The sequence below is a fragment of the Hydrogenophaga sp. genome (genome assembly GCF_051858985.1).
Taxonomy (GTDB): Bacteria; Pseudomonadota; Gammaproteobacteria; order Burkholderiales; family Burkholderiaceae_C; genus Hydrogenophaga.
In genome coordinates this window covers 222,729-249,078 of sequence record NZ_JBHYGM010000004.1, presented here as the reverse complement: position 1 = coordinate 249,078, position 26,350 = coordinate 222,729, and the positions used below count along the sequence as shown (strand labels likewise).

The following is a 26,350-nucleotide window of genomic DNA, read 5'->3' as shown; positions in this document are numbered from 1 at the left end:
CGCGCGTGGAAAGCCGATTGTAGAGATGAAAACCCTGGTGATTGCCGAGAAGCCATCCGTGGCCCAAGACATCGTGCGAGCACTGACCCCGGTGGCGGGCAAGTTCGACAAGCACGATGACCACTTCGAGAACGAGAAGTACGTGGTGACCTCTGCCGTGGGCCACCTCGTGGAGATCGCCGCGCCCGAGGAATTCGACGTCAAGCGCGGCAAGTGGAGCTTCGCCCACCTGCCGGTGCTGCCACCCTACTTCGAGCTCAAGCCGATCGACAAGACGAAGTCGCGCCTGTCAGCGGTGGTCAAGCTGGTCAAGCGCAAGGACGTGTCGCGCCTCATCAACGCCTGTGACGCGGGCCGCGAGGGCGAGCTCATCTTCCGGTTGATCGAACAGTACGCCGGGGGTCTCAAGAATGGCAGCTACCAGGGGCTGGGCAAACCGGTGCAGCGGTTGTGGCTGCAGTCCATGACGCCAGCGGCCATCCGTGATGGCTTCGAGCACCTGCGCACCAACGAGCAGATGCTCGGCCTGGCCGACGCGGCGCGCAGCCGGTCGGAAGCCGACTGGATGGTCGGCATCAACGGCACACGCGCCATGACGGCGTTCAACTCGCGCGATGGCGGCTTCTTTCTCACCACGGTGGGCCGGGTGCAGACGCCGACGCTGTCCATCGTGGTCGAGCGCGAAGAAAAGATCCGCGCGCACAAGAGCCGCGACTACTGGGAAATCCACGCCAGTTTCCTGGCCGAGGCCGGCGAGTACCCGGGCAAGTGGTTCGACCCCAACTTCAAGAAGCCCACCGGCGACGATGCCGACGCCGAACTGCGCGGCGATCGCGTGTGGAGCCAGCGCGAAGCACTGGCCATTGCCGACGCGGTGCGTGGCAAGGCCGCCAGCGTCAAGGAAGAGAGCAAGCCCACCACCCAGGCCAGCGGACTGCTGTACGACCTGACCAGCCTCCAGCGTGAGGCCAACGGCCGCTTCGGCTTCTCGGCAAAGACCACGCTGCAGCTGGCGCAAAGCCTGTACGAGCGCCACAAGGCCCTGACCTACCCGCGGACCGATTCGCGCGCTCTGCCCGAGGACTACCTGCCCACGGTCAAGCAGACGTTCGAGATGCTGGCCGAGAGCGGCATGAAGCACCTGGCCCCCCACGCGCTCACCGCACTCAACAACAACTACATCCGCCCGAGCAAGCGCATCTTCGACAACAGCAAGGTGTCGGATCACTTCGCCATCATTCCGACGCTGCAGGCGCCCAGCGGGCTGAGCGAGGCTGAACAGAAGCTCTATGACCTGGTGGTGCGGCGATTCCTGGCGGTGTTCTTCCCCAGTGCGGAGTTCACGGTCACGACCCGGATCACCAGCGTGGTCAACCACCATTTCAAGACCGAAGGCAAGGTGCTCGTCAAACCAGGCTGGATGGCGGTGTACGGCAAAGAGGCGGCCGAAGACGTGACCGACGCCAAGGAAGGCGACAAGGGGCAGAACCTGGTGCCGGTGCGCGAAGGCGAGACCGTGCGCACCGAGTCGGTCGAACCCAAGGGCCTCAAGACCAAGCCGCCCGCGCGCTATTCAGAAGCCACGCTGCTGGGCGCCATGGAAGGTGCGGGCAAGCTGGTGGACGACGACGAACTGCGCGAGGCCATGCAGGAAAAAGGCCTGGGCACGCCAGCGACGCGAGCGGCCATCATCGAAGGCCTGCTGACCGAGAAATACATGTTCCGCGAAGGCCGCGAGATCATTCCCACCGCCAAGGCCTTCCAGCTCATGACCCTGCTGCGCGGGTTGGGCGTCGAAGAACTCTCCAAGGCCGAACTCACCGGCGAATGGGAATACAAGCTGGCGCAGATGGAACACGGCCAGCTCAGCCGCGCCGCCTTCATGGGCGAGATCGCCGCCATGACCGAGCGCATGGTGAAGAAGGCCAAGGAATACGACCGCGACACCATCCCGGGCAACTACGCCACGCTCTCCACGCCGTGCCCCAACTGCGGCGGGGTGGTCAAGGAAAACTACCGCCGCTATGGTTGCACCGGCATCGACGGCAACAGCGAGGGCTGTGGGTTCTCGTTCGGCAAGTCGCCCGCAGGCCGCACGTTCGAGCCCGAAGAAGCCGAGCAACTCCTGCGCGACAAGAAGATCGGGCCGCTCGAGGGCTTTCGATCCAAGGCGGGCTGGCCCTTCGTGGCCGAGATCGTCATCAAGTACAGCGATGAGGACAAGAACTGGAAGCTCGAGTTCGATTTCGGCGATGACAAGAAGGGCGAGGAAACCGGCGAGCTGGTGGACTTCACCGGCAGCGAGTCGCTGGGCAAGTGCCCCAAGTGCGGTGGTGCCGTGCACGAACACGGCAGCAACTACGTGTGCGAACGCGCCGTGCCCACGCTGGCCCAGCCCACGCCCACCTGCGACTTCAAGAGCGGCAAGATCATCCTGCAGCAGCCGGTGGCGCGCGAGCAGATGAGCAAGCTGCTGGAGACCGGCAAGACCGACCTGCTCGACAAGTTTGTCTCCATGCGCACGCGACGCGCGTTCAAGGCGTTCCTCGCCTGGGACAAGGAAGCCGGCAAGGTGAACTTCGAGTTCGAGCCACGCACCTCCAAGTTCCCACCGCGCAAGACGGCAGCGGGCGCGCCCGTCAAGACCGCCCCCGCGAAGAAAGCCGCCGCGAAGGCCGCTCCCGCCAAGAAGACGCCGGCGAAGAAGTCTGCCGCCACCAAGGCGCCCCGCAAGACCACCGCCGCCACCGGCAAGCAGCCCAGCGCCGCACTGGCCGCGGTGATCGGTGAGGGCGCGGTGTCGCGTCCGGAAGTGGTGAAGAAGCTGTGGGACTACATCAAGGCCAACGGCCTGCAGGACGCCAAGGACAAGCGCCGGGTGAACGCCGACGCCAAGTTGTTGCCGGTGTTCGGCAAGGAGCAGGTGACGATGTTCGAGATCGCGGGCATCGTGGGTCAACACCTGAGTTGAGTTTTCAAGAGGAATTTCTGCATGAGCCTGAAACTTTATTTCGCCCCCGGCGCCTGTTCCTTCGTGCCGCATTCGATGCTGGAGATCGCGGGTGCCGAGTTCGAGCCGTCCATGGTGAAGCTGCACAAGGGCGAGCAGCGCAGCGCCGAGTACCTGGCGCTCAATCCGCGTGGCCAGGTGCCGGTGCTCGTGGACGATGGCGAGGTGGTGACCCAGATCGTGGCGATCCTGCTGCACCTGGATTCGAAGTTTCCGCAGGCTGGCATCCTGCCTGCATCGGGCGTGGCGCGCACGCGCGCGCTGCAGACGCTGGCCTGGATGAACAACACCGTGCATCCCACCTTCACGCACGTGTTCATGCCCGAGAAGTACAGCGACGACGAATCCATCAAGGCGGGCATCAAGGCCTTTGCCACGCAGTCGTACCGCAGCCTGCTGGGTGAGATCGAGGCGCTGGCCACCAAGGCGTCGCCGTGGATGATGGGCGAGCGTCCTGGTGCGCTGGATGCCTACGCACTCACGCTGCTGCGCTGGGGCGGCTACGCCGGCATCGACCCCACCAGTCTGCCGGCCACCTGGGCGCTGGTTCAGAAGTTCGCCGCCCTGCCCGCCGTGGCCCGTGCCATCGAACGCGAGCGCCTGCAGCTCAACGTCTACAAACCGGCCGCAGCCTGATCCTCACTCCTGAGGCGCGGGCCGCCAGGGCGTGAACCGCACCGAAGCGCGCAGGCCGCGCGGAATGCGTTCCGGGTGGGCGTCGTCCATGCTCACGGTGGCGCCGTGCTGCTGCGCGATCTCCTGCACGATCGCCAGGCCCAGGCCCGAGCCGTCGACGTTGGTGCCCAGCGCGCGGTAGAACGGCTGCAGCACGAAGTCGCGCTCGTTCTCCGGAATGCCCGGGCCATCGTCCTCCACCTGCAGCACCTGCACGCCACTGAAGCGGTCGAGCAGCACGCGCACCGTGACCACGCCGTCAGGGCCCGTGTAGTTGATGGCGTTGTCCACGAGGTTGCGCACCATCTCCTGCAACAGCGTGGGGTTGCCATTGACGAGGCAGTTCGCCGGTGTTTCTTCGGGCCCCTCGAAGCCGAGGTCGATGCCATGCTCCAGCGCACGCGGCACCGACTCCTGCACCACGCCGCGCACCAGCCTGGAGAGCTCGATGCTTTCGGTGGGCAGCGATCTGCCGGTGGTTTCGGCGCGAGCCAGCGCGAGCAACTGGTTGACCGTGTGGGTGGCGCGCGTGCTGGATCGCGCAATCTGCTGCAACGAGCCCCGGATCTCGACCGGATCGATCTCGCGCTGCGCCAGTTCGGCCTGCATGCGCAATCCCGCCAGCGGCGTCTTGAGCTGGTGCGCGGCGTCGGCCAGGAAACGCTTCTGCGTCGTCAGCGAGGCTTTGAGACGGCTGAGCAGGTCGTTGATCGACGACACCAGCGGCGCCACCTCCTGCGGCACAAAGGAGTCTTCGATGGGACTCAGGTCATCGGGCTTGCGGGCGCGGATGCGCTGCTCCAGGTCGTTGAGCGGGCGGATGCCGCGCACCAGCGCGAGCCAGACCAGCAATACGGCCAGCGGCAGGATGACGAACTGCGGCACCATCACCCCCTTGATGATCTCGGTGGCCAGGGTGGAGCGTTTGCCCTTGGTCTCGGCCATCTGCATGAGCACCAGCCGCTCGCTGTCGTGGCGCGCCAGCCAGGTGTAAGCCACCCGCACCTCGTCGCCGCGCAGCACGTCGTCGCGCAGCAGCACGCGGCCGGGCTCGGGCAGGGTTTCATCGCGCGGGGGCGGGAAGTCGATCTCCCCGCCGACCAGGTCACCCCGTGGATCAAGCACCTGGTAGTACACGAGGTCGCCGCTGTCCGCGCGCAGCAGATCGCGCGCCTGGGCATCGAGCTTGAAGACGACGCGCTCGTTCTCCAGCACCACCAGCCGGCTGAGCACCTGGAGGTTGAATTCGAGCGCACGGTCGAAAGGTTTGCTGGCGATGCCCTGGGCGACGAACCAGGTGAGGGCCAGCGACAGCGGCCACAGCAGCAGCAATGGCGTGAGCATCCAGTCCAGCAGTTCACCGAACAGGCTGCGTTGCTCGCGCTGGAAGAGGCCGAAGGACATGGGTCCACGGCCGTCCGCCGAGGGTGCCGGTTCGCCGGGCGAGCCGTCCTCAGCCGGCGATTTTTTCAAGGCAATAGCCCAGGCCACGCACGGTCGCGATGCGGATCGGGCCTTTCTCGATCTTCTTGCGCAGGCGGTGGATGTAGACCTCGATGGCGTTGTTGCTCACCTCTTCGCCCCATTCGCAGAGTCGCTCGACCAGCTGGTCCTTGCTCACCAGGCGCCCGGCACGCTGCAACAGCACTTCCAGCAGGCCCAGTTCGCGCGCCGACAGCTCCACCATCTTGCCGTCGATCGTGGCCACGCGGCCCGCCTGGTCGTATTCGAGCGGCCCGTGTCGGATGGTGTTGGTGGAGCCGCCCATGCCGCGCCGCGACAGGGCGCGCACGCGCGCTTCGAGTTCCTGCAGCGAGAACGGCTTGGCCATGTAGTCGTCGGCGCCGTAGTCCAGGCCCTTGACGCGCTCCTCGATGCTGTCGGCGGCGGTGAGGATCAGCACCGGCAGCGTGGAGCCGCGCGAGCGCAGCCGCTTGAGCACCTCCAGGCCATGCAGGCGCGGCAAGCCCAGGTCCAGGATGAGCAGGTCGAACTCGTTGTTGGTGAGCAGGGCCGCGTCGGCTTCATTGCCGCTGGCCACGTGGTCCACCGCCGCACCGGCCGCGCGCAGGCTGCGCATCAGGCCGTCGGCCAGGACCTGGTCGTCTTCCGCAATGAGGATGCGCATGGGGGTCTCCAGAAGCCGTTCTTGTGGGGCGTCGCGCCGCTGTTCGCGGCCGGTCGATTCTAGAGGGCGACCCGCCTTGCGACGTGATCTGCGTCAAGTCCCGTAGGCCTCCAGGCCCAGGGCCACCACCGTCGCCACGTCTTCTCCCACCTGGGCGCGGAACTCGGCTTCTGCCTGCGCCACCGCCTGGCGGAATCCTTCCAGCCACAACAGGCCGGTGGCGGTGAACACGATGCGGCGCGCCCGCGCATCGCGCGCATCCGGTTCGCGCCGCACCAGGCCCCAGGCCTCGCACTGCGTCACCAGGTCGCCCATGGCCTGCTTGCTCATGCCGGCTTCGCGTGCCAGTTCCGTCAGGCGCGAGCCGTTCAGGCCCAGGTGGCGCGTGATGTGGATGTGTGCAGCGCCCACCTGCGAACGCGCCGCCAGGTGCGACAGCGCCAGCGGCACGTTGGGATCGTGGGCCATGAGGTGGAGCACGCGCTCGTCGAAGCGCCGCATGGCCTGGCCGAGCAGGCGGCCGAGGTGGCCGACGCGCCAGCGGTCGTCGGGCAGGGAGGGAGCCACGTCATGTTCAGCCATGCCTGATGGTAAGGCAAACTGACCAAATAATCAGAGATATGCCGGCAACTCGCCTGTAAACTGCTGTTCAAGCATCCAGCCTGTACACATTCACACAGGCCATGCGAATCCAACAACCCGCTCAGGAGCCTTCCATGGACGCAGCCGTCAAGAACAACCCCCTCAACAGCGAAAAAGCCAAGGCCTTGCAGGTCGCGCTGGCCCAGATCGAGAAACAGTTCGGCAAGGGCACGATCATGCGGCTCGGCGAAGGCGAGGTGATCGAGGACATCCAGGTCGTCTCCACCGGCTCGCTGGGGCTGGACATCGCGCTGGGTGTCGGCGGCCTGCCGCGCGGCCGCGTGGTGGAAATCTACGGTCCGGAATCCTCGGGCAAGACCACCCTCACCCTGCAGGTGATCTCCGAGATGCAGAAGCTCGGCGGCCAGTGCGCGTTCGTCGACGCCGAACACGCGCTGGACATCCAGTACGCGCAGAAGCTCGGCGTGAACCTGCAGGACCTCCTCATTTCCCAGCCCGACACCGGTGAACAGGCGCTCGAGATCGTCGACAGCCTGGTGCGCTCCGGTGCGGTCGACCTCATCGTGGTGGATTCGGTGGCCGCGCTCACGCCCAAGGCCGAACTCGAAGGCGAAATGGGCGATTCGCTGCCCGGCCTGCAGGCGCGCCTGATGAGCCAGGCGCTGCGCAAGCTCACCGCGCACATCAAGAAGACCAACTGCATGGTCATCTTCATCAACCAGATCCGCATGAAGATCGGCGTGATGTTCGGCAGCCCGGAAACCACCACGGGCGGCAACGCGCTCAAGTTCTATGCCTCGGTCCGCCTGGACATCCGCCGCACTGGCACCATCAAGAAGGGCGAAGAAGCGATCGGCAACGAAACCAAGGTCAAGGTGGTCAAGAACAAGGTTTCGCCGCCTTTCAAGACGGCCGAGTTCGACATCCTGTTCGGCGAAGGCATCAGCCGCGAGGGCGAGATCCTCGACCTGGGGGTGCTGCACCGCGTGGTGGAGAAGTCGGGCGCCTGGTACGCCTACAACGGCGAGAAGATCGGCCAGGGCCGCGACAACTCGCGCGAATTCCTGCGCGAGAACCCCGAGCTGCGTGTGGAGATGGAGAACAAGGTGCGCACCGAGCTGGGGGTGCCGCTGCTGCCGGTGGACGAGCCGCCGGCACCGGCCGCCAAGCCGGGCAAGGCCGAGAAGGCCGCGAAGACGAAGGACGTCGACACCGCGCCCGTGGCCGAATGAGGCGGTGTGGGTTTCGACGAGATCTCCCTCAAGGGCCGGGCGCTGCGCCTGCTGGCGGGCCGCGAGCATTCGCGGGCCGAACTGCAGCGCAAGCTGCGCGCCCACGAAACCACACCCGGTGAGCTGAGCCAGGCGCTCGACGAACTCGAAGCCAAGGGCTTCATCAACGAGCAGCGCGTCATCGAGTCGGTGGTGCACCGCCGCTCCAGCCGCCTGGGTGCCGCGCGCGTGCGCCAGGAACTGCAGGCCAAGGGGCTGGATCCGCAGGCCGTGGCCGAGGCGGTCGCCGGCCTTCAGGGTTCCGAAGAGGCCCGTGCGCGCGAAGTGTGGCGCAAGAAGTTCGGCGAGCCGCCGCGCGACGCGGCCGAACACGGCAGGCAGGTGCGTTTCCTGCTCACGCGGGGTTTCGGGGCGGAGGCCGTGCGGCGTGTGGTGCGGGGCACCGCGGTTCAGGACGACGAGGGCTGACCCCGTGTGCCTGGCGCGCGAAGCATGCGCCAGGCCAGCCAGCCGCTGAACACCATGATGGCGGTGCCCAGCACCGCCGCCGCCTGCAAGCCGTCGACGAAGGAAGCGCGCGCCGCTTGTCGCAGGGCCTCGCCGAGCGGCGCGGGCAGGCCCTCTGCCACGGTGAGCGCACCCCCCAGCGTCAGCGTTTCTGCCACCAGCGCGTCGGGCAGGCCCGGTGGCAACTGGCCCGCCATGCCGCTGCGGTAAAGGCTGGTGGCCAGGCTGCCGAACACCGCGATGCCCAGGGCACCCGAGAACTCGGCGCTCGTTTCCGACAGCGCCGAGGCCGCTCCCGCGCGCTCGGGCGGCGCCGAACTGATCACGATGTCGTTGCCCAGGGTGAACACCGGTGCCATGCCGATGCCCATGACCGTCATGCCCACGACCAGGGCGAGGAGGCCGTGCGGGGTGTCGACCAGGGTCATCCCGGCAAAACCCAGGGCCGCCAGCGCCAGCCCGCCCAGCATGGTTCGAGGGGCCGACCAGCGCTGCGCCATCGCCGGCGTGAGCATCGAGCCCACCACGAACGACAGCGCCCAGGGAACGGTGCACACGCCCGCCACCAGCGGCGAGAGTCCCAGCACGAGTTGCAGGTGCTGTGAAATGAAGATGTAGACACCGAACATGGCGAACGAGGTGAGCGCGTAGGTGCAGATGGCGGCAGCGAAGCGCGGCTGGGCGAAGAGCTTGAGGTCGAGCAGTGGGTAGTCGATGCGGCGCTGACGGCGCACGAACACGATCCCGGCGACCAGGCCCAGGCCCGCTGCCAGCCAGGTCAGCCCGCCGAGATGGCCCTCGGCCGCCTGCTTGAGCGCGAAAACGCCACCGAGCACGGCGGTGAGCGACAGGCCCACGCTGACGAAATCGAGCCGGCCGGCCTTGTCATCGCGGTACTCGGGCAGCAGGAAGGGCCCGAGCACCAGCAACAGCAGCATCACCGGCACGGCGGCCCAGAAGATCGCCGGCCAGGCGAAGTACTGCAGGATCACGCCCCCCACCAGCGGGCCGATGGCACCGCCCACCGAGTAGCTGGAGATCCAGATGCCGATGGCCACGCGCCGCTCGCGCTCGTCGCGGAACATGTTGGAGATGAGCGAGAGGGTGGACGGTGCCAGCGTGGCGCCCGCAATGCCCAGCAGCGCGCGCGTGGCGATCAGCGCCTGCGCGGTGGTGGAGAGCGCCGCGGCGACCGACGCGGCCGCAAACGCAGCCGCCCCGATCATCAACAGCCGGCGCCGCCCGAGCTTGTCCCCCAGCGTGCCCATGGTGATGAGCAGGCCCGCGACCATGAAGCCATAGATGTCGATGATCCACAGCAGCTGCGAGGCGGTGGGCCGCAGGTCGGCGCTGATGGCGGGCAGCGCCAGGTTGAGCACCGTGAGGTCCATGGCATAGACCAGACAGGGCAGGGCGATCACGGCCAGCGCCACCCATTCGCGGCGCGTCGCTTTGTCCGGTGCGATCTCGACCGGAGTGCGGGCGGATGTCATGTGAAGTCTCCTCGCGTTCGGCGTGCGTGGCGCCGAACCCTGCTCGCCGCCCTCCGCTGCACGACGAACGACAGTGCTGGTTTTCGACGCCTTGGCCCGCGGGCCAGCCGCCGGGCCGCCCCAAGGCAGGCCCAGCCCCCCCGGGGGGCAGCGACCCGCGCAGCGGCGGAGCGTGGGGGCGTCTTCCTACAGGCCGAGCATCAACTTGAGGTTCTGCACCGCCGCGCCGCTGGCGCCCTTGCCCAGGTTGTCCAGGCGCGCCACCACCACCGCATGCTGCGCCTGGGCGTTGCCAAAGACGCGGATCTCCAGCTGGTTGGTGTCGTTCAGTGCCAGGGCGTCCAGCTTGCCGTCGTCCGTCGCCGGCTTGACGCTCACCCATTCGCTGCCAGCGTAGTGCTTTTCAAAGACGGACTGCAGGTCGGCGGCCGAGGGCGAACCGGGCAGGGTGTCCAGGTGCAGCGGCAACTGCACCAGCATGCCCTGCGCGAAGTTGCCCACTGCGGGCAGGAAGATCGGCCGGCGCTTGAGTCCGCTGTAGGCCACGATCTCGGGGATGTGCTTGTGCTTGAGACCCAGCGCGTACAGCTCGAACGCTGGCGCGGCGTTCTTCTCGTAGGCCTCGATCATTGTTCGCCCGCCGCCGGAGTAACCGCTCACCGCCGGCAAGGTGACCGGGTGGTCGGCGGGCAGCACACCGGCGTCGACCAAAGGGCGCAGCATGGCGATGGCGCCGGTGGCATAGCAGCCGGGGTTGGCCACGCGTTGTGCGTTCACCACCGCCTCGCGCTGACCAGCGGCAAGTTCGGGGAACCCGAACACCCAGCCCGGCGCGGTGCGGTGCGCGGTGGAAGCGTCGATGACCTTGGGCTTGGCGCCCGGCAGGGTGTCGATCATGGCGACCGACTCGCGCGCCGCGTCGTCGTGAAGGCACAGGATGACCAGGTCCACCTGCGCCATCAGCTCGCGCTTGGCGGCTGCGTCCTTGCGGCGCTCGGGCGCGATGCTCACCACCTCGACGCCCGTGATTCCCTGCAGGCGCTCGCGAATCTGCAATCCCGTGGTGCCTGCTTCGCCATCGATGAAAACCTTGGCCATGGCCGCTCTGCCTTGTCAGTGTGGGTTCAGGAGGGGGTCCCAAAATGCGCGCCGTGCTGCTCGCTTTTGGTGCGTTGCACCATGATACAGTCCCCGGTTGCTGTTTTGAGCGACCGCATCTCGGCCGGCCTCGCTGTCGGCCGACACCCATTGACCCGTTCCTGAGAGACCCCCTCATGAAGATCCACGAATACCAAGGCAAGGACATCCTGCGCCAGTTTGGTGTCCCGGTGCCGCGCGGCATCGCAGCGTTCACGGTGCAGGAGGCGGTGGAAGCCGCCCAGAAACTCGGCGGCCCGGTGTGGGTGGTCAAGGCCCAGATCCACGCCGGTGGCCGTGGCAAGGGCGGCGGCGTGAAGGTGGCCAAGTCGGTGGACGACGTCAAGCGCCTGGCCGGCGAGATTCTGGGCATGCAGCTCAAGACCCACCAGACCGGCCCCGAAGGCCAGAGGGTTCGGCGTCTCTATATTGAAGACGGCGCGGACATCCAGAAGGAGTACTACCTGTCGGTCGTGACCGACCGCGCCACGCAGAAGGTGGCGTTCATCGCCTCCAGCGAAGGCGGCATGGACATCGAGGAAGTGGCCCACGCCACGCCCGAGAAGATCATCACCGAGTTCATCGACCCGCTGGCCGGCATGACCGAAGCCCAGGGGAAGAAAATTGCCGCCGCCATCGGCATGCCCGCCGACTCGCAGGCCCAGTTCATCGACGTGTGCAACAAGCTCTACAAGTGCTACATGGACACGGACGCCGCTCTGGTGGAAATCAACCCGCTGAACCGCGACGGCAAGGGCAACATCATTGCCCTGGACTCCAAGTTCAACTTCGACAGCAACGCCCTGTTCCGCCACCCCGAGATCGTGGCCCTGCGCGATCTGGACGAGGAAGACCCGGCCGAAGTCGAAGCCAGCAAGTTCGACCTGGCCTACATCAGCCTGGACGGCAACATCGGCTGTCTGGTCAACGGCGCAGGTCTGGCCATGGCCACCATGGACACCATCAAGCTGTTCGGCGGCGAGCCGGCCAACTTCCTTGACGTGGGCGGCGGCGCCACCCCCGAGAAGGTGACCGAAGCCTTCAAGATCATGTTGAAGAACAAGAACGTGGAGGCGATCCTCGTCAACATCTTCGGCGGCATCATGAAGTGCGACACCATCGCCACCGGCGTGATTGCAGCCTGCAAGGCCGTGAACCTGCAGGTGCCACTGGTCGTGCGCATGAAGGGCACGAACGAGGTCGAGGGCAAGAAGATGCTGGCCGACTCCGGTCTGCCCATCATCAGCGCCGACACCATGGCGGAAGCGGCCCAGAAGGTCGTGGCAGCAGTCAAGAAAGCCTAAGGAGCCGTCATGTCGATCTACATCAACAAAGACACCAAAGTCATCACGCAGGGCATCACCGGCAAGACCGGTCAGTTCCACACGGAAAAGTGCCAGGAGTACGCGAACGGCAAGAACGCGTTCGTGGCGGGCGTGAACCCCAAGAAGGCGGGCGAGTCGATCTTTAACATCCCGATCTACGCCTCGGTGAAGGAAGCCGCCAGCCAGACCGGCGCCACCGTGTCGGTCATCTATGTGCCGCCTCCGGGCGCTGCTGCCGCCATCTGGGAAGCCGTCGAGGCCGACCTGGACATGGCGATCTGCATCACCGAAGGCATCCCCGTGCGCGACATGCTCGAAGTGCGCAACAAGATGAAGGCCAAGGAAGCCGCGGGCGGCAAGAAGACGCTGCTGCTCGGCCCCAACTGCCCCGGCCTGATCACGCCCGACGAGATCAAGATCGGCATCATGCCCGGCCACATCCACCGCAAGGGCCGCATTGGTGTGGTGTCGCGCTCCGGCACGCTCACCTATGAAGCCGTGGCGCAACTGACCGAGATCGGCCTGGGCCAGTCCAGCGCCGTCGGCATCGGTGGCGACCCCATCAACGGCCTCAAGCACATCGACGTGATGAAGGCCTTCAACGACGATCCCGACACCGACGCCGTGATCATGATCGGCGAGATCGGTGGCCCGGACGAAGCCGACGCCGCCCGCTGGTGCAAGGCCAACATGAAGAAGCCCGTGGTCGGCTTCATCGCAGGGGTCACGGCGCCTCCCGGCAAGCGCATGGGTCACGCCGGCGCGCTCATTTCCGGCGGCGCCGACACGGCCGACGCCAAGCTGGCCATCATGGAAGAGTCCGGTTTCACCGTGACACGCAACTTCTCCGAACTGGCCAAGCTGCTGAAGTCCAAGCTGTAAATCAGGTCAGACCACCGTGAAAAGGGCAACGCTTGCGTTGCCTTTTTTTTCGCCTTCTGCAGGTTTTCGGCGGGAATCCCACAAACGACCTTGCCCGGGTGGGAAGGCCTGAAACAGAATGCAACACCTTGGCCCCCGCGCCGCTGGAAGGCCATTGGTGCGCGTGCCACTGACCTTCGGGCAGGTCGCGGCGACCAGCAGGCGAATCAACCCGGAAAATCCGCACGTGTCCAGCAGCAAGACGAATTCCAAGAAGGGCCTCGGCCGGATCTGGCGATCCGACGCCGTGATGGGGCTGTGCGTCGTGATCGCCGTGTTCCTGCTGCACGCCACCACCGACCTGTTCAGCGGGCTGGAACGCCGCTTCTACGACTTGGCCAGCACCGCCACGGAACGCTTGCCGAGCGACCAGATTGCCGTCATCGCGATCGACGACGAGAGCATTGCCAACATCGGTCGCTGGCCCTGGCCGCGCGATGTGCATGCCAGGCTGATCGACCAGCTCAGCGAGGCCAAGGCGCGCACCGTGGCCCACACCGCCTTTTTCTTCGAACCGCAGACCGATCGCGGGTTGACGGTGCTGCGCGACATGCGCGGGCACATCGACGGTTCGGCGGTTGGCGCACCCTTGTTCAGCGAACTCGGTGAGCGCCCGCGCGAACAGCTGCTGCGCTTCATCCGTGAAGCCGAGCAGCAACTGGATTCCGACGCCCGGCTGGTGGAGAGCATCGCGCGCGCTGGCAACGTGATCGTGCCCTCCGTGTTCAGCCTCGGGCAGCCCTTGGGCCGGCCCGACCAGCCCCTGCCGGACTTCGCACGGCGCAGCGCGGTGGTGGACGAGTCGCTCTTCGGCGTGCCGGCGCAGCGGACCCAGCAGCCTTTGCCGTCGATTGGTGAAGCCGCCCGTGCGGTCGGGCACCTGAATCAATTCCCTGACATTGATGGCGCGGTGCGGCAGGAGCCGCTGCTGGTGCAGTTCGACGGCGTTGCCGTGCCCTCCATGGGCCTGGCAACGGCCGCTCACAGCCTCAACCTCAATGCCTCGGACATCCGCCTGCTGCCGGGCCGGGGTGTGCAGCTGGGCCCCACGACCATCCCCACGGACGCCTCGGCGCGCGTGCTGCCCCAGTTCTACCCCGATCGCGACGGTAAAGCCGCCTTCTCGGTGGATTCGTTCTACGACGTGAGTTCCGGGCGTATATCGCCGTCCAAGTACACGGGCAAGATCGTGATCATCGGCGCCACGGCCGCAGGCGTGGGCACCCTGTTCACGACGCCCGTGTCCGCCGCCATGTCGCCCGCCCTCATCCTGGCCCACATCACGTCCAGCATCCTGAGTGGGCACTTCATCGAACAGCCCGCCTGGAGCGGTCTGGCGGAGCTGGGCATCCTGGTGCTGATCACCGCCTACCTGGTCGGCGTCCTGCCCCGGCTCTCGGCGGGCGCGGGTGCCGTGGTCACGGGCATTCTTTTCGTGCTGCTGCTGGGCGTGCAGCACCAGTTGCTGGTGGCCGCCGCGCTCTGGTTGCAACTGGTGTTTCCTGCCGCGCTGCTCCTCATCGGGCACCTGGCGCTCACCACGCGCCGTTTCCTGGTCACAGAGGCCGGCAAGCTCAAGTCCGATGAAGAGTGGGCCGAAACCAACCGCCAGATGGCACTGACCCTGCAGAGCCAGGGCCAGCTCGACATGGCGTTCGACCGCCTGCGCCGCGTGCCCCACAGCGATGCGCTGATGGAAAACCTCAAGCACCTGGCGCTGGATTTCGAACGCAAGCGCCAGTTCAACAAGGCCGAATCCGTGTACGAACACATGGCCCGACTGGACCGCAAGGACACCGACGTGCAGGCACGCCTCAAGCGTGCGCGCAACCTCTCGGAAACCGTGGTCCTCGGCAGCGGTTCGTCGCACCCCGGTGGCACCCTGCTGCTCAGTGGCAACGGCGTGGAAAAGCCCATGTTGGGTCGCTACCAGGTGGAAAAGGAACTGGGCAAGGGCGCCATGGGCGTGGTCTATCTGGGCCGTGACCCGAAGATCGGCCGTACCGTGGCCATCAAGACCCTGGCCCTGAGCGCCGAGTTCGAAGGGGCCGAGCTCGATGAGGCGCGGGACCGCTTCTTCCGCGAAGCCGAAACCGCCGGACGGCTGCAGCATCCCCACATCGTCACCATCTTCGACGCCGGCGAAGAACAGGACCTGGCCTACATCGCCATGGAATTCCTGCAGGGGCACGACCTCATGGTGCACACCCGCCCGGGCCACCTGCTGCCAGTGGGCAAGGTGCTGGAGATCGGCGAACGCGTGGCCCAGGCGCTGGCCCATGCGCATGGCCTGGAGGTGGTGCACCGCGACATCAAGCCCGCCAATGTGATGTACGACCCGGCCACGGGATCGGTGAAGGTGACCGACTTCGGCATCGCGCGCATCACCACGTCGAGCCGAACCAAGACCGGCATGGTCCTGGGCACGCCCAGCTTCATGTCGCCCGAACAGCTGTCCGGCCAGCATGTGGACGGTCGCTCCGACCTGTATTCCCTGGGCGTCATGCTCTACCAGATGCTCACCGGGCAGCTTCCGCTGCGCGGGGACTCGATGGCCGCGCTGATGTACCAGATTGCCAACCAGGAACCGGCCAGTGTGTGTGATTTACGTCCTGAGTTGCCGGCCCGACTGGCCGATATACTGAGCCGGACCCTGGCGAAATCACCGAGCCAGCGCTACCAGACCGGTGACGAGCTCGCCTCCGAACTGCAGGGCGTGAGGGCGCTTCTGGAGAACCAGGCCGGAGGGCATGAAGAGGTGTTTTTGCAGACGGTCCGTGAGCAACCAGGAACGGCGTCCTCCCAAGCTGGCGTCGAGGACGAGGACGTGACTTTTTCCACGGTTGTCGAAGCACCGCCCAAGGCAGGTCTGAAGCCGGAAACTGACAGCCCCGATATCCGTATATAAGTCGAACAACATGATTTTTGAGTATTTTTGTTTGACGGATCCGGGCCTGGTGAGGGACAACAACGAGGACTCCGTCTCGCTCGATCCCGAGAACCAGATCGCCGTGCTTGCCGATGGCATGGGAGGCTACAACGCAGGTGAAGTCGCCAGCGCGATGGCCACGTCCTTCATCCGCACGGAACTGGGTCGGTGGATGTCGGAAGGCGGGCACGAAGCCAGTGGTCGCGAGCTCAAGCGGGCGATGGAAATCTGCATCGACAACGCCAACCGTTCCATCTTCAACGCCGCCAATTCCAACCCGCAGTATTCCGGCATGGGCACCACGCTGGTCATGGGGGTCTTCCACGGTGAGCGCGCCATGATCGGCCACGTGGGCGATTCCCGCTGCTACCGCCTGCGCGAAGGCAACTTCACGCAGATCACGCGCGACCACTCGCTGTTGCAGGAGCAGATCGACGCTGGCCTGATCTCGCTGGAGCAGGCGCAGTACGCCACGCACAAGAACCTCGTGACGCGTGCGCTCGGTGTTGAAGACACGGTGTTGCTGGAAGTCAACGAGTACCGCGTCGAGGAGGACGACCTCTACCTGTTCTGCTCCGACGGCCTGAGCGACATGATGAGTGACGAGCGCATCGCGGCGGTCCTCGTCACCGCGGGCACGCTCGAGGAAAAGGGCCATGCCCTGGTCGATGGTGCGAACGACTGCGGGGGGCGCGACAACATTTCGGTGATACTGGCGTATGCTCGCTCCCGACCGGTGCGCAAGGGCCTGTTGTCGCGCATGCTCGGTAAGTGAGACACCCGCCTTTTCAGACATCTCCAGAATTCGTCCAACAGGTTCCACAGGAGTCGGCCATGCCGAAAATGATCGTTTCCATCGACGGTGTCGTCATCAAGGAAGTGCAGCTCACCAAAGACCGCACCACGCTCGGCCGCCGTCCCTACAACGACATCGTGATCGACAACCTCGCGGTCAGTGGTGAGCACGCCGTGATGCAGATGTCGGGCTCGGACGTCTTCCTGGAAGACCTCAACAGCACCAACGGCACGTACGTGAACGGCAAGGCGATCAAGAAGCAACAGTTGCAAAACGGCGACACCGTCGAGATCGGCAAGTACAAGATCAAGTTCGCGCACGAAGGCGCGAGCGACAGCTATGAGAAGACCATGGTCATCAGCGCCGGCGCTGTTGTCGGCGGTGGTGAGGCGCCTTCGGCGCCGGTGGGCAACGCCGCCATCAAGGTGATGTCCGGCACCGCCGCCGGGCGCGAGGTGCCTCTGGTCAAGGTGGTCACCACCATCGGCAAGCCCGGCGTGGCGGTGGCGGCCATCACGCGCCGTCCTCACGGCTACGTGGTGGCCCTGGTGGAAGGCACGCTCAAGCCCACGATCAACGGCAGCCCCATCGGCACCGACGCTGTCAACCTGCACCACGGCGACCTGCTCGAGCTGGCCGGCACGCAGATGCAGTTCGTGGTGCACTGAAGCTCCCCCCGCGCCGCGCCTGTGGCGCGTCACCCCCCAGGGGGGCAATGCCTGCGGCCTGGCAGAGCCAGTTCCGCGACATTCCTGGTCCGACTTCCTCTCTTTCGCGGCGTTTGTTGCTGTCTGCAACGGTGGCGCCAAGTGAGCAAAAAGTCCTTTACCGGCGGGCCACGCAGCGGGTAGCCTTCGGCAGGCGGTTGGCTTGCGGCCAGCCTCGTTTCAAACTCATGCGCCGGCCCACCGGCCGTGCACATTCCAAAAAGCTGCCGATGAGGGTTCGTGTTCTGGGGTGTTCTGGAGCCATTGCCCACGGCTGCCGAACCACCTCGTTCCTGCTCGACGACAACGTCCTGATCGACGCGGGCACCGGCGTGGGCGACCTCACGCTGGAAGAGATGGCGAGGGTCGACCACGTGCTGCTCACGCATTCGCACCTGGATCACATTGCAGCACTGCCGCTGATGCTGGACGCGATCGCGGCGCGCCGGCTGGCCAGCGGCGCGGGGCCGGTCAAGGTGCACGCCCTGCCCGGCACGATCGCGGCGCTCAAGGTCCACATCTTCAACAACCTGATCTGGCCGGATTTTTCGGCCATCCCCAGCACCGACGCCCCGCTGATGCGCTTCGTGCCGATTGCGGTCGGTGAGGTGCTGCAGGTGGGCGGCAAATCGGTGGAAGTCTTGCCGGCCGTTCACACCGTGCCGGCGGTGGGCTTTGCCGCGCACACCGAAGCGGGCCACTGGGTGTTCAGCGGCGATACCGGACGCAACCCCGCGTTCTGGGAGCGCATCAACCAGATGACGGTGGCGCTGCTGGTGATCGAGACCGCGTTCAGCGACCGCGAGCAGGCGCTGGCCCAGCGCAGCCTGCACCTGGCGCCGCAGATGCTGGCCGAGGAACTCGAGCAGATCGGCAGCGACCGGCGCTACCCCATCTACATCACCCACACCAAGCCCGCCGAAACCGGGTTGATCATGGAAGAGATCCGGCGCTTCGACCTGGCGCCGAGGCAGCAGGGCGCATCGCGCCACGACATCCGCTGGCTCAGCGCCGGCCAGACCTTCGAGCTGTGACAAAACCTGTCGGCGGCGCAGGGACTGACAAAAAATGTCGGTCCCTCGCGGTGCCGGCGAGCACAAATGGTCACATGCGCCGCTCAAAGCGTGAAATAGACCGCAGAACACATGGCAATTCAAGTTGGCACGGCGTCTGCTGATAAGGAGGTGTTCCCAACCCAACCCCCGTCTCCAAGGAGTTCCCCATGAAGCGTTCCCTGCAAAAAGGTTTCACCCTGATCGAACTGATGATCGTGGTGGCCATCATCGGTATCCTGGCCGCCGTCGCGCTGCCCGCCTATCAGGACTACACCGTGCGCGCCCGCGTGTCGGAAGGTCTGGTCGCTGCCTCGGCTGCGAAGGTCAACGTGCAGGACGTGCTGTCGTCGGGCAACCCGCAAGCGGATGCGCTGGGCTACGGCACGGGTTACACCGCACCGGCCGGTACGCGCAACGTGTCGAGCGTTGCGATCGCCGCCGGCACTGGCGTGATCACTGTGACGACCACCGCTGCTGCAGGTGGCGGCACCCTGACGATCACCCCGAACGCGCCCGCGGGCTCCGCTCTGCCCACCGGCACGGCCACCTTCACCCCGCCGGCTCAGTCGGTGGCATGGCGTTGCGCCGCCGCTGGCGCCACGGCTGGCAGCTTCACCGGCGTGACCGCAGGTTCCCTGCAGGCTCGTTTCGCGCCCGCCGAGTGCAAGTAAACACCCGCCGCCTACAAGCCCAGACCTGGACTTCTCAACTGTGACAAGGACTTCCCCATGAAGCGCTCCCTGCAAAAAGGTTTCACCCTGATCGAACTGATGATCGTGGTGGCCATCATCGGTATCCTGGCCGCCGTTGCGCTGCCCGCCTATCAGGACTACACCGTGCGCGCCCGCGTGTCGGAAGGCCTGGTGGCTGCTTCGGCCGCGAAGGTCAACGTGCAGGACGTGCTGTCGTCGGGCAATCCGCAAGTCAGTGCGCTGGGCTACGGCACGGGTTACACCGCACCGGCCGGCACGCGCAACGTGTCGAGCGTCGCGATCGCCGCCGGCACTGGCGTGATCACTGTGACGACCACCGCTGCCGCAGGTGGCGGCACCCTGACGATCACCCCGAACGCGCCCGCGGGTTCCGCTCTGCCCACCGGCACGGCCACGTTCACCCCGCCCGCCCAATCGGTGGCATGGCGTTGCGCCGCTGCCGGTGCCACGGCTGGCAGCTTCACCGGCGTGACCGCAGGTTCCCTGCAGGCTCGTTTCGCGCCCGCCGAGTGCAAGTAAACTCTTGCGCACAGCCTGAAAAGAGCGCCTCGGCGCTCTTTTTTTTGGAGGATCCGTTTCATCATGGCATGGGGTACACGCATCCGCAGCGCCGCCCGAGCGGCGCTCCTGCATTTCGGCTTGAGCCTGCTGGTGGCCTGCGCCGTCGCCTGGCTGGTATTTCGCGTCTGGTACCCGGCGCCGTTCCATGAGCTCACCGGCGGGCGCTCGCTGTTCCTCATCCTGATGGTCGTCGACGTGGTGTGCGGCCCGGTGCTCACGCTGGTGCTGTACGACCCGGCCAAGTCGCGGTTCAAGTGGCGCGTCGACCTGGCGCTCATCGTGTTGACGCAGCTCGGCGCACTGGCCTACGGCCTGAACCAGGTGGCCGGTGCGCGCCCGGTGTTCGTGGCGTTCGAAGGTGACCGCTTCCGCGTGGTGCAGGCCCTGGACGTGGACGCAACGCGCCTGCAGGACGCGCCAGAAGGTCTGCGCTCACTGGGCTTTGGCGGACCTCGCGTGCTGGGCGTGCGCCTGGCGCAACCCAGCGATGCGGATTACCTGCAAAGCGTGCAGCTGTCGCTGCAGGGCTTGCACCCTTCGTTCCGGCCTTCGCGCTGGCGATCTTTCGAGGAACAGATGCCTGCCGTGCAGCAGGCGCTGCGCCCCATCGCCGATTTGCGCGGCAAGCACCCGGACCGGCGAGCCGAACTGGATGCGATCCTGGCCAAGCTGGGCTTGAGCGACGACCAGGCGGGCTACCTGCCACTGGTGCGCGAGGAAACCACGGACTGGGTCGCCCTGGTCTCGCGGGCCGATGGACAGCCCCGCGCCTACCTTCATTTCGACGGGTGGTGAGCGTCTCACAAGGCCCGGATGACTGAATCACCCACCCCCGACGTCCGCCCCCGCGCTGCTTCCACCGCGCTGGTGTGGCTCTGCGCCGTGCTGATCGCCGCGCCCTGGTTCTGGCCTTTTCTTCTGGGGCCGTTGTCGGCCATGGGGCCCGATCTGGTGGCCTGGACAGCGGGCGCCCTGTTGATCGCGCTGCTCCCCTGGACGCGGGAGCGGGCGGGACTCGCCATCGCCGGTGGCTGGCTGGTGGCTGCGCTGGGCAGCTCGGTGCTCGGTCTGCTGCAGTACTTCGATCTGGAGAACGGCCTTTTCCCCTGGGTCGCGATCACGGATCCTGGCTATGTGACGGCGAACGTGCACCAGCTCAACATGCTGGCGTCGCTGCTGGCCGTGGGACTGCTCAGCGTGTGGTGGCTGGTGGTCCGGCGCCACCTCCCGGTCATGCACGCCGTGTGGATGGCGGGGCTGCTGCTGGTGACCCTGGCCGCCACTGCGTCGCGCACGGGCATGGTCCACCTGGTGGCCATCTCCTGCATGCTGCTCTACTGGCATCCTCGGCACTGGAAGCGCGTGCTGCTCATCGTCGGCCTGGGGTGGGCACTGTACGCGGTGGCGGCGAATGCCTTGCCCTGGCTCGCCTGGGTCACGCGCGGCATCGACATCGACCGCAATCTCTTCGGGCGTTTCGGGGAGGCCATGAGCTGCCAGAGCCGGCGCTACCTGTGGAGCAACATGGTCGAGCTGATCGGCCAGAAGCCCTGGACGGGCTGGGGTGCGGGCGAGCTGGTCTACGCGCACTACATCACCGACTACGCCGGTCCCCGCTTCTGCGACAAGCTCTCCCACGCGCACAACCTGCCGCTGCATCTGGCCGTCACCATGGGGCTTCCCGTGGCCGCCGTCGCCAGTGGCCTGTTCCTGTTGGCACTGGTCAAGCTCAAGCCCTGGGCCGCGATCGACCCGCTGGAACGCCTGTGCTGGGGCGTGCTGGCGATGCTGGGCGTTCACAGCCTGCTGGAATTTCCCCTGTGGTTCGGCATCTTCCAGCTGATGGCGCTGCTGGCCGCGTGGCAGATTTTCGTATTGAGACGTCGCCACGCCACCGGAGGCGCCGGGAGCGATCCGGCGAAGACGGCTTTGGGGCGCTGCATGGTGTCGGCCTTGCTGGTGGCCGGCCTCGCCCTTGTCGCCTGGGACTACGTCAAGGTCAGCCAGCTCTACCTGCCGGACCGACTTCGCCTGGCCAGCTACCGCGAGGACACGTTCAACAAGTCGCGCACGACAGTGCTCTTCCAGTCGCACGTGCTGATTGCCCAGATCGTGGCCACGGACCTGGACGCCAGCAACGCCGAACTCATCCTGGCCGGCGCCCTGGCCTCCCTGCATGTGGCGCCGGACTCCCGGATCATCCGCCGCGTCATCGAGGCCGCCACCCTGCTGGGGAAGGACGACCTGGCCAAGCTGCACGAGGCCCGTTACCGCGCGGCGTGGCCGAAGCAGTACGAGGAATGGAAGCGCAGCCTCGCTCCGGCTTCCTGACGGTTCGTTCCGGAAATCGCAGAAATACCTGCGTCGTTGCTAGTCTTTGCGGTTCGCGAAATCACGGTCATGCCTTCTGCATGGAAGGCTGGTGATGGCGCTCCACCCTGACGCGCGGACCCCCCATGGACCCGTTGACTGCTGCCGACCGTGAACCATCCCCCTCCTCTGCGCGTCACCGCCTGATCGTCGCCGCTTGCATGCTGCTCGTGGCGGCGCCCTGGTGGTGGCCCGTGGTGACTCAGCCGGTGCTGTCCATGTGGCCCGATCTGTCTGCCTGGATGGCAGGCGCCCTGTTGATCGCGCTGCTGCCGCTGGCGCGCGAACGCGCCGGGCTGGCGATGGCCTGGGGCTGGTTGCTGGCAGCGCTCTTCAGCACCGTGCTGGGGCTCATGCAGTACTTCAATCTGGAAGACGGTTTTTTCCCGTGGATCGCCATGACGCCACCGGGTTACGTCTCGGCCAACGTGCACCAGCTCAATGTGCTGGCCACCCTGCTCGCAGTGGGCTTGCTCAGCGTGTGGTGGCTGCTCATCCAGCGCCGCATCAGCGCCCCCCACGCCACCTGGATGGCCGCGCTGCTGCTGATCACGCTGGCGGCAACAGCCTCGCGCACCGGCCTGGTCCATCTGCTCATCATTTCCGGCCTCTTGTTGTACTGGCACGCGCGGCAGTGGAAGTGGGTCGTGCTGGCCCTCGCGGCGGGCTGGGCGTGTTACGCGGTCGCTTCGATCGGGATGCCCCGGCTGGCCTGGGTCGTCTTCAGCGTCGACGTCGAACGCAACCTGCTCGGCCGCTTCGGATCGGCCGTGAGCTGCACCAGCCGGCGGGTGCTCTGGAGCAACGTCGCCGACCTGATCGCCCTCAAGCCCTGGACGGGCTGGGGTCCGGGCAACCTGCTGTACGCGCACTACATCACCGAGTTCGAGGGCATGCGTTTCTGCGAGAAGCTGTCGCACGCCCACAACCTGCCGTTGCAGCTGGCGGTGACGCTGGGCCTGCCGGTGGCTTTGGCCGTGTGCGGTCTGCTGGTCTACGCCATCTTCCGGTTCAAGCCCTGGGCGGCAAAAGACCCGATGGAGCGCCTGTGCTGGGCCGTGCTGGCGCTGCTGGGGCTCCACAGCCTGCTCGAATACCCGCTGTGGGCGGGCACCGGCCAGCTCATGGCGGCGCTGGCCATCTGGCAGATCCACCGCATCCGAAGCCATGGCGGTCGGGCAGCGGTGGCCCCGGCGCCGAGTTCGGCCATGCGCAGCCGTCTGGCACTCAGTGGCGTGCTGGTGGCCCTGGTGACGTTCGTGGCGTGGGACTACCTCAAGGTCACCCAGCTCTACCTGCCGGTCAGCATGCGCCTGGACAGTTACCGGGAGGACACCTTCCGCAAGATCGAGGACACCGTCTTCTTCCAGCGCGACCTCCTGATCGCGCGTCTCGATGCCATGCCATTGGGTCGGGAGAATGCGCAGTTCGTGCTCGCTGGCGCCCTGGCGTCGCTGCGCACCGCCACGGATCCGCGCGTCATCGAGTACGTGATCGGGGCGGCTGCGCTGCTGGGGCAGACCGAGTTGGCGCAACTGCACGAAGCGCGTTACCGCGCAGCCTGGCCCAGGGAGTACGAAGCCTGGCGCGCACGGATGGCGCAGCCGTCCTGATCAGGCGCCGGCCACGAAGTGGCCGCTCTTGCCGCCGCGCTTCTCCATCAGCCGAACACCCGAAATCTCCATTCCGCGGTCCACCGCCTTGCACATGTCATAGATCGTGAGCAAGGCCACACTGGTGGCGGTGAGGGCTTCCATCTCCACGCCGGTCTGGCCGGTGCATTCGGTGGTGGTGCGGCAGGTCACGCTGTTCGTGCTCGGGTCCAGCTCGAACGCCACAGCGACGCGTGTGAGGCCGATCGGGTGGCACAGCGGAATGAGATCGCTGGTCTTCTTGGCGGCCTGGATACCGGCGATGCGCGCAATGCCGAGCACGTCGCCTTTTTTCGCCGTGCCGCTCTGGATGAGCGCGAGCGTGGCGGACAGCATGGTGATGCGGCCCTCGGCCACGGCCACGCGGTGGGTGTGGGCCTTGGCCGCCACGTCGACCATGTGGGCCTGGCCCTGGGCGTCGAAGTGGGTGAGTGGACCGGGTGGGTTTGTATCGGGCATGGCGACTTGTTGCGAGGGCTTTACAGAACCGTTCGGACTTGGCGGCATCATACGGGGATGCCTGCCACATCCAAGTCCTTGAGGCGCTCGCGCTTTCGCCGGGACATCGGCCTCGGCCTTGTTGCTGCTTCCCTGCTTCTGGGTCCACTGCCGCCGGTGGCGGCCCAGTCGGGCGCCGACCGACCCTCGCTGAGCAGCCTGCCGAGCCTGGGCGACGGCCAGGGCATGACGCTCTCGGCCGAACGCCGCATGGGCGACCGCATCGCGCGCGGCATCTACCGCGACCCCGACTACCTGGACGACCCGGTGCTGGTCGACTACCTGCAGTCGCTCTGGCAGCCCTTGCTCGGGGCCGCGCGAGATCGCGGCGATGTGCCGCCTGAACTGAGCGAGCGCCTGGCCTGGGAATTGATGATCTCGCGTGACCGGCGCGTGAACGCCTTTGCGCTGCCCGGTGGTTACCTGGGCGTCCACCTGGGCCTGGTGGCGGTGACGGAGCGGCCGGAGGAACTGGCCTCGGTGCTGGCGCACGAACTCAGCCACGTTTCGCAGCGGCACATTGCCCGCATGGTCTCGCGCGACGAACGCATGACGCCCTGGATGGTGGGTGCCATGCTGCTGGCGGCGCTGGCCGCCGGGTCGAACTCGCAGGCGGCGGGCGCGGCCATCGCCGGTGGCACGGCAGCCGCCGCGCAGTCGCAGCTCAACTTCTCCCGCGACATGGAGCGCGAGGCCGACCGCGTCGGCTATGGCGTGCTCACCGGTGCGGGATTCGACGGCTACGGCTTTGTCACCATGTTCGATCGTCTGCAGCAGGCCTCGCGGCACAACGACGACGGCTCATTCCCCTACTTGCGCAGCCACCCCTTGACCGGCGAACGCATCGCCGACATGCGCGCGAGGCTGCCTTCGGGTCCGGTGGCGCCAACCGCTGCCGTGGCCTCCGGACTGGCGCCAGCGCCCAGCGCCCCGGCAGGCGGTGCGCTGCGGCTGGAGCTGCCAAAGCCTGGCTCCGCAGCCACGTTGGGCGCGCCGATGGCCGGGTCGTCCGGCCCGGTGCTGCACAGCCTCATGGCTTCGCGAGCTCGGGTCCTGGCAGAGAACGGCCCCGACCGCATGCGGGCCTGGCTGACGCAAGGCCAGGGCGCCACCGCGACCCCCGCGGAGCGCTACGCCGCTGCGCTCTCGGCGCACCGGCTGGGCCAGCGCGAGCAGGCGCTCGATCTGGCCCAGCGCTTGCGAACCTCCATTCCCCCGGCGGCGCGCCCCACGGTAGACGCGCTGTTGCTCGAGTTGTTGCTGGCGCCGAAGTCGGGGACTGCCGCGGGCGCGGCGCCGGCGGCAGATCCCTCCAGCAACCTGCTCGCCGAATTGCGCGATCAGGCCCTGGCCGGGACCACGCGCGCCAGCGCCATCTACGGCGCGCAGGCCGCCATGGCCACCGGGCAGCCCGAGCGTGCCGTGGCGCGCCTTCAGGCCTGGGTGGCGCTGCACCCTCGCGACGCCCTGGGGTGGCAAACCCTGTCCCGTGCGCACGCGGTGCAGGGGCAGACGCTGCGCGCGATCCGCGCGGACGCCGAGGCGCATGCGGCGCAGCTCGATTACAGCGGTGCGGCCGAGCGCCTCAGGGCAGCTCAGGCCCTGCCGGCGGCGCAGCGCACCGATGGCATGGAACTGGCCATCGTGGACGCGCGTCGGCGGGAAGTGGAAGCGCTGCTGCGCGAATCAACGCGCGAGGACTGAGCGCAGGGCCGTGTTGACCAGCAGCATCAGCAGCGAGTAGATCAGCGAGCCCACCAGCGCGGCGACAAAGCCGCTGACCTGGAAACCATCGAGCACGCTCGCTGCGGCCCAGAACAGCAGGGCGTTGATCACGAACAGGAACAGGCCCAGCGTGATCACCGTGACCGGCAGGGTCAGGATCACCAGGATGGGCCTCAGCACCGCGTTGAACAGGCCTATGACCGCTGCGGCGATCAGCGCTGAGGTGAAGCTCTGCACCTGCACCCCGGGGTAGAGATAGGCCACCAGCAGCAGCGCGCACGCCGCGAGCAGCCAGGTCAGGATGAGCTTCATC

Annotated in this window: 23 protein-coding genes; 16 read left to right on the top strand and 7 right to left on the bottom strand. The window is 66.7% G+C overall.

Translation table 11 applies throughout. The features are described 5' to 3' along the window. The first annotated feature begins 25 nt into the window (after window positions 1–25). Entirely contained in the window at window positions 26–2,971 is a 2,946-nt protein-coding gene (locus tag ACTIEY_RS18170; RefSeq protein ID WP_439520554.1) for a DNA topoisomerase III, read from the top strand. A 21-nt stretch (window positions 2,972–2,992) separates the two neighbouring features. Beyond that, entirely contained in the window at window positions 2,993–3,646 is a 654-nt protein-coding gene (locus tag ACTIEY_RS18165) for a glutathione S-transferase family protein (protein WP_439520553.1), read from the top strand. A gap of 3 nt (window positions 3,647–3,649) precedes the next feature. On the opposite strand, the gene ACTIEY_RS18160 is transcribed toward ACTIEY_RS18165, so the two are convergent. The 3 genes from ACTIEY_RS18160 to ACTIEY_RS18150 form a co-directional block, all read right to left on the bottom strand. Then, window positions 3,650–5,089 carry a sensor histidine kinase N-terminal domain-containing protein gene (locus ACTIEY_RS18160; RefSeq protein ID WP_439520552.1) on the bottom strand — a complete coding sequence of 480 codons (1,440 nt, stop codon included), beginning with the start codon at window positions 5,087–5,089 and terminating at the stop codon, window positions 3,650–3,652. 49 nt (window positions 5,090–5,138) lie between these two features. Continuing rightward, on the bottom strand, window positions 5,139–5,813 hold the full coding sequence (locus ACTIEY_RS18155) for a response regulator (RefSeq protein ID WP_439520551.1): 675 nt from the start codon (window positions 5,811–5,813) through the stop codon (window positions 5,139–5,141). Window positions 5,814–5,906: 93 nt separating this feature from the next. Continuing rightward, window positions 5,907–6,395 (bottom strand): MarR family winged helix-turn-helix transcriptional regulator, encoded by a 489-nt coding sequence (locus ACTIEY_RS18150; RefSeq protein ID WP_439520550.1) that lies wholly within the window; start codon window positions 6,393–6,395, stop codon window positions 5,907–5,909. 134 nt (window positions 6,396–6,529) lie between these two features. Between ACTIEY_RS18150 and recA the strand changes: the two genes are divergently transcribed. Next, window positions 6,530–7,648: a recombinase RecA gene (gene recA, locus ACTIEY_RS18145; RefSeq protein ID WP_439520549.1), complete on the top strand. Its 1,119-nt coding sequence runs from the start codon at window positions 6,530–6,532 to the stop codon at window positions 7,646–7,648. A gap of 6 nt (window positions 7,649–7,654) precedes the next feature. Continuing rightward, window positions 7,655–8,116 (top strand): recombination regulator RecX, encoded by a 462-nt coding sequence (gene recX, locus ACTIEY_RS18140; protein ID WP_439520548.1) that lies wholly within the window; start codon window positions 7,655–7,657, stop codon window positions 8,114–8,116. Here the strand turns inward: recX and ACTIEY_RS18135 are convergent. Both ACTIEY_RS18135 and argC read right to left on the bottom strand, forming a co-directional pair. Beyond that, complete coding sequence (locus ACTIEY_RS18135) at window positions 8,098–9,648, bottom strand: MFS transporter (RefSeq protein ID WP_439520547.1); 1,551 nt, start codon at window positions 9,646–9,648, stop codon at window positions 8,098–8,100. The genes recX and ACTIEY_RS18135 overlap by 19 nt on opposite strands. Before the next feature lie 186 nt (window positions 9,649–9,834). Beyond that, window positions 9,835–10,746 carry an N-acetyl-gamma-glutamyl-phosphate reductase gene (argC, locus tag ACTIEY_RS18130; protein ID WP_439520546.1) on the bottom strand — a complete coding sequence of 304 codons (912 nt, stop codon included), beginning with the start codon at window positions 10,744–10,746 and terminating at the stop codon, window positions 9,835–9,837. Window positions 10,747–10,922: 176 nt separating this feature from the next. Between argC and sucC the strand changes: the two genes are divergently transcribed. From sucC to ACTIEY_RS18075, 11 genes are all read left to right on the top strand, one after another. Then, window positions 10,923–12,089: an ADP-forming succinate--CoA ligase subunit beta gene (sucC, locus tag ACTIEY_RS18125; protein ID WP_439520545.1), complete on the top strand. Its 1,167-nt coding sequence runs from the start codon at window positions 10,923–10,925 to the stop codon at window positions 12,087–12,089. A 9-nt stretch (window positions 12,090–12,098) separates the two neighbouring features. Continuing rightward, the gene (gene sucD, locus ACTIEY_RS18120; protein WP_439520544.1) at window positions 12,099–12,992 is read left to right on the top strand and encodes a succinate--CoA ligase subunit alpha; all 894 of its coding nucleotides are present in this window, start codon (window positions 12,099–12,101) and stop codon (window positions 12,990–12,992) included. A 226-nt stretch (window positions 12,993–13,218) separates the two neighbouring features. Beyond that, window positions 13,219–15,939 (top strand): CHASE2 domain-containing serine/threonine-protein kinase, encoded by a 2,721-nt coding sequence (locus ACTIEY_RS18115; RefSeq protein ID WP_439520543.1) that lies wholly within the window; start codon window positions 13,219–13,221, stop codon window positions 15,937–15,939. 10 nt (window positions 15,940–15,949) lie between these two features. Continuing rightward, on the top strand, window positions 15,950–16,735 hold the full coding sequence (locus ACTIEY_RS18110) for a Stp1/IreP family PP2C-type Ser/Thr phosphatase (protein WP_439520542.1): 786 nt from the start codon (window positions 15,950–15,952) through the stop codon (window positions 16,733–16,735). A gap of 59 nt (window positions 16,736–16,794) precedes the next feature. After that, entirely contained in the window at window positions 16,795–17,424 is a 630-nt protein-coding gene (locus tag ACTIEY_RS18105) for an FHA domain-containing protein (RefSeq protein WP_439520541.1), read from the top strand. 269 nt (window positions 17,425–17,693) lie between these two features. Further along, the gene (locus ACTIEY_RS18100) at window positions 17,694–18,497 is read left to right on the top strand and encodes a 3',5'-cyclic-nucleotide phosphodiesterase (protein WP_439520540.1); all 804 of its coding nucleotides are present in this window, start codon (window positions 17,694–17,696) and stop codon (window positions 18,495–18,497) included. Window positions 18,498–18,685: 188 nt separating this feature from the next. After that, window positions 18,686–19,189 carry a pilin gene (locus ACTIEY_RS18095; RefSeq protein ID WP_439520539.1) on the top strand — a complete coding sequence of 168 codons (504 nt, stop codon included), beginning with the start codon at window positions 18,686–18,688 and terminating at the stop codon, window positions 19,187–19,189. Window positions 19,190–19,246: 57 nt separating this feature from the next. Continuing rightward, on the top strand, window positions 19,247–19,750 hold the full coding sequence (locus ACTIEY_RS18090; protein ID WP_439520538.1) for a pilin: 504 nt from the start codon (window positions 19,247–19,249) through the stop codon (window positions 19,748–19,750). Between the two features lie 63 nt (window positions 19,751–19,813). Next, complete coding sequence (gene tfpZ / locus ACTIEY_RS18085) at window positions 19,814–20,587, top strand: TfpX/TfpZ family type IV pilin accessory protein (protein WP_439520537.1); 774 nt, start codon at window positions 19,814–19,816, stop codon at window positions 20,585–20,587. 18 nt (window positions 20,588–20,605) lie between these two features. Beyond that, window positions 20,606–22,123 carry a Wzy polymerase domain-containing protein gene (locus ACTIEY_RS18080; RefSeq protein ID WP_439520536.1) on the top strand — a complete coding sequence of 506 codons (1,518 nt, stop codon included), beginning with the start codon at window positions 20,606–20,608 and terminating at the stop codon, window positions 22,121–22,123. A gap of 125 nt (window positions 22,124–22,248) precedes the next feature. Further along, entirely contained in the window at window positions 22,249–23,775 is a 1,527-nt protein-coding gene (locus tag ACTIEY_RS18075; protein ID WP_439520535.1) for a Wzy polymerase domain-containing protein, read from the top strand. On the opposite strand, the gene moaC is transcribed toward ACTIEY_RS18075, so the two are convergent. Further along, window positions 23,776–24,273: a cyclic pyranopterin monophosphate synthase MoaC gene (moaC, locus tag ACTIEY_RS18070; RefSeq protein WP_439520534.1), complete on the bottom strand. Its 498-nt coding sequence runs from the start codon at window positions 24,271–24,273 to the stop codon at window positions 23,776–23,778. A 57-nt stretch (window positions 24,274–24,330) separates the two neighbouring features. Here moaC and ACTIEY_RS18065 point away from each other — a divergent pair, with 57 nt between their 5' ends. After that, the gene (locus ACTIEY_RS18065) at window positions 24,331–26,016 is read left to right on the top strand and encodes a M48 family metalloprotease (protein ID WP_439520533.1); all 1,686 of its coding nucleotides are present in this window, start codon (window positions 24,331–24,333) and stop codon (window positions 26,014–26,016) included. Here the strand turns inward: ACTIEY_RS18065 and ACTIEY_RS18060 are convergent. Further along, entirely contained in the window at window positions 25,999–26,349 is a 351-nt protein-coding gene (locus tag ACTIEY_RS18060) for a phage holin family protein (protein WP_439520532.1), read from the bottom strand. The genes ACTIEY_RS18065 and ACTIEY_RS18060 overlap by 18 nt on opposite strands. Between the last annotated feature and the right edge of the window lies 1 nt (window position 26,350).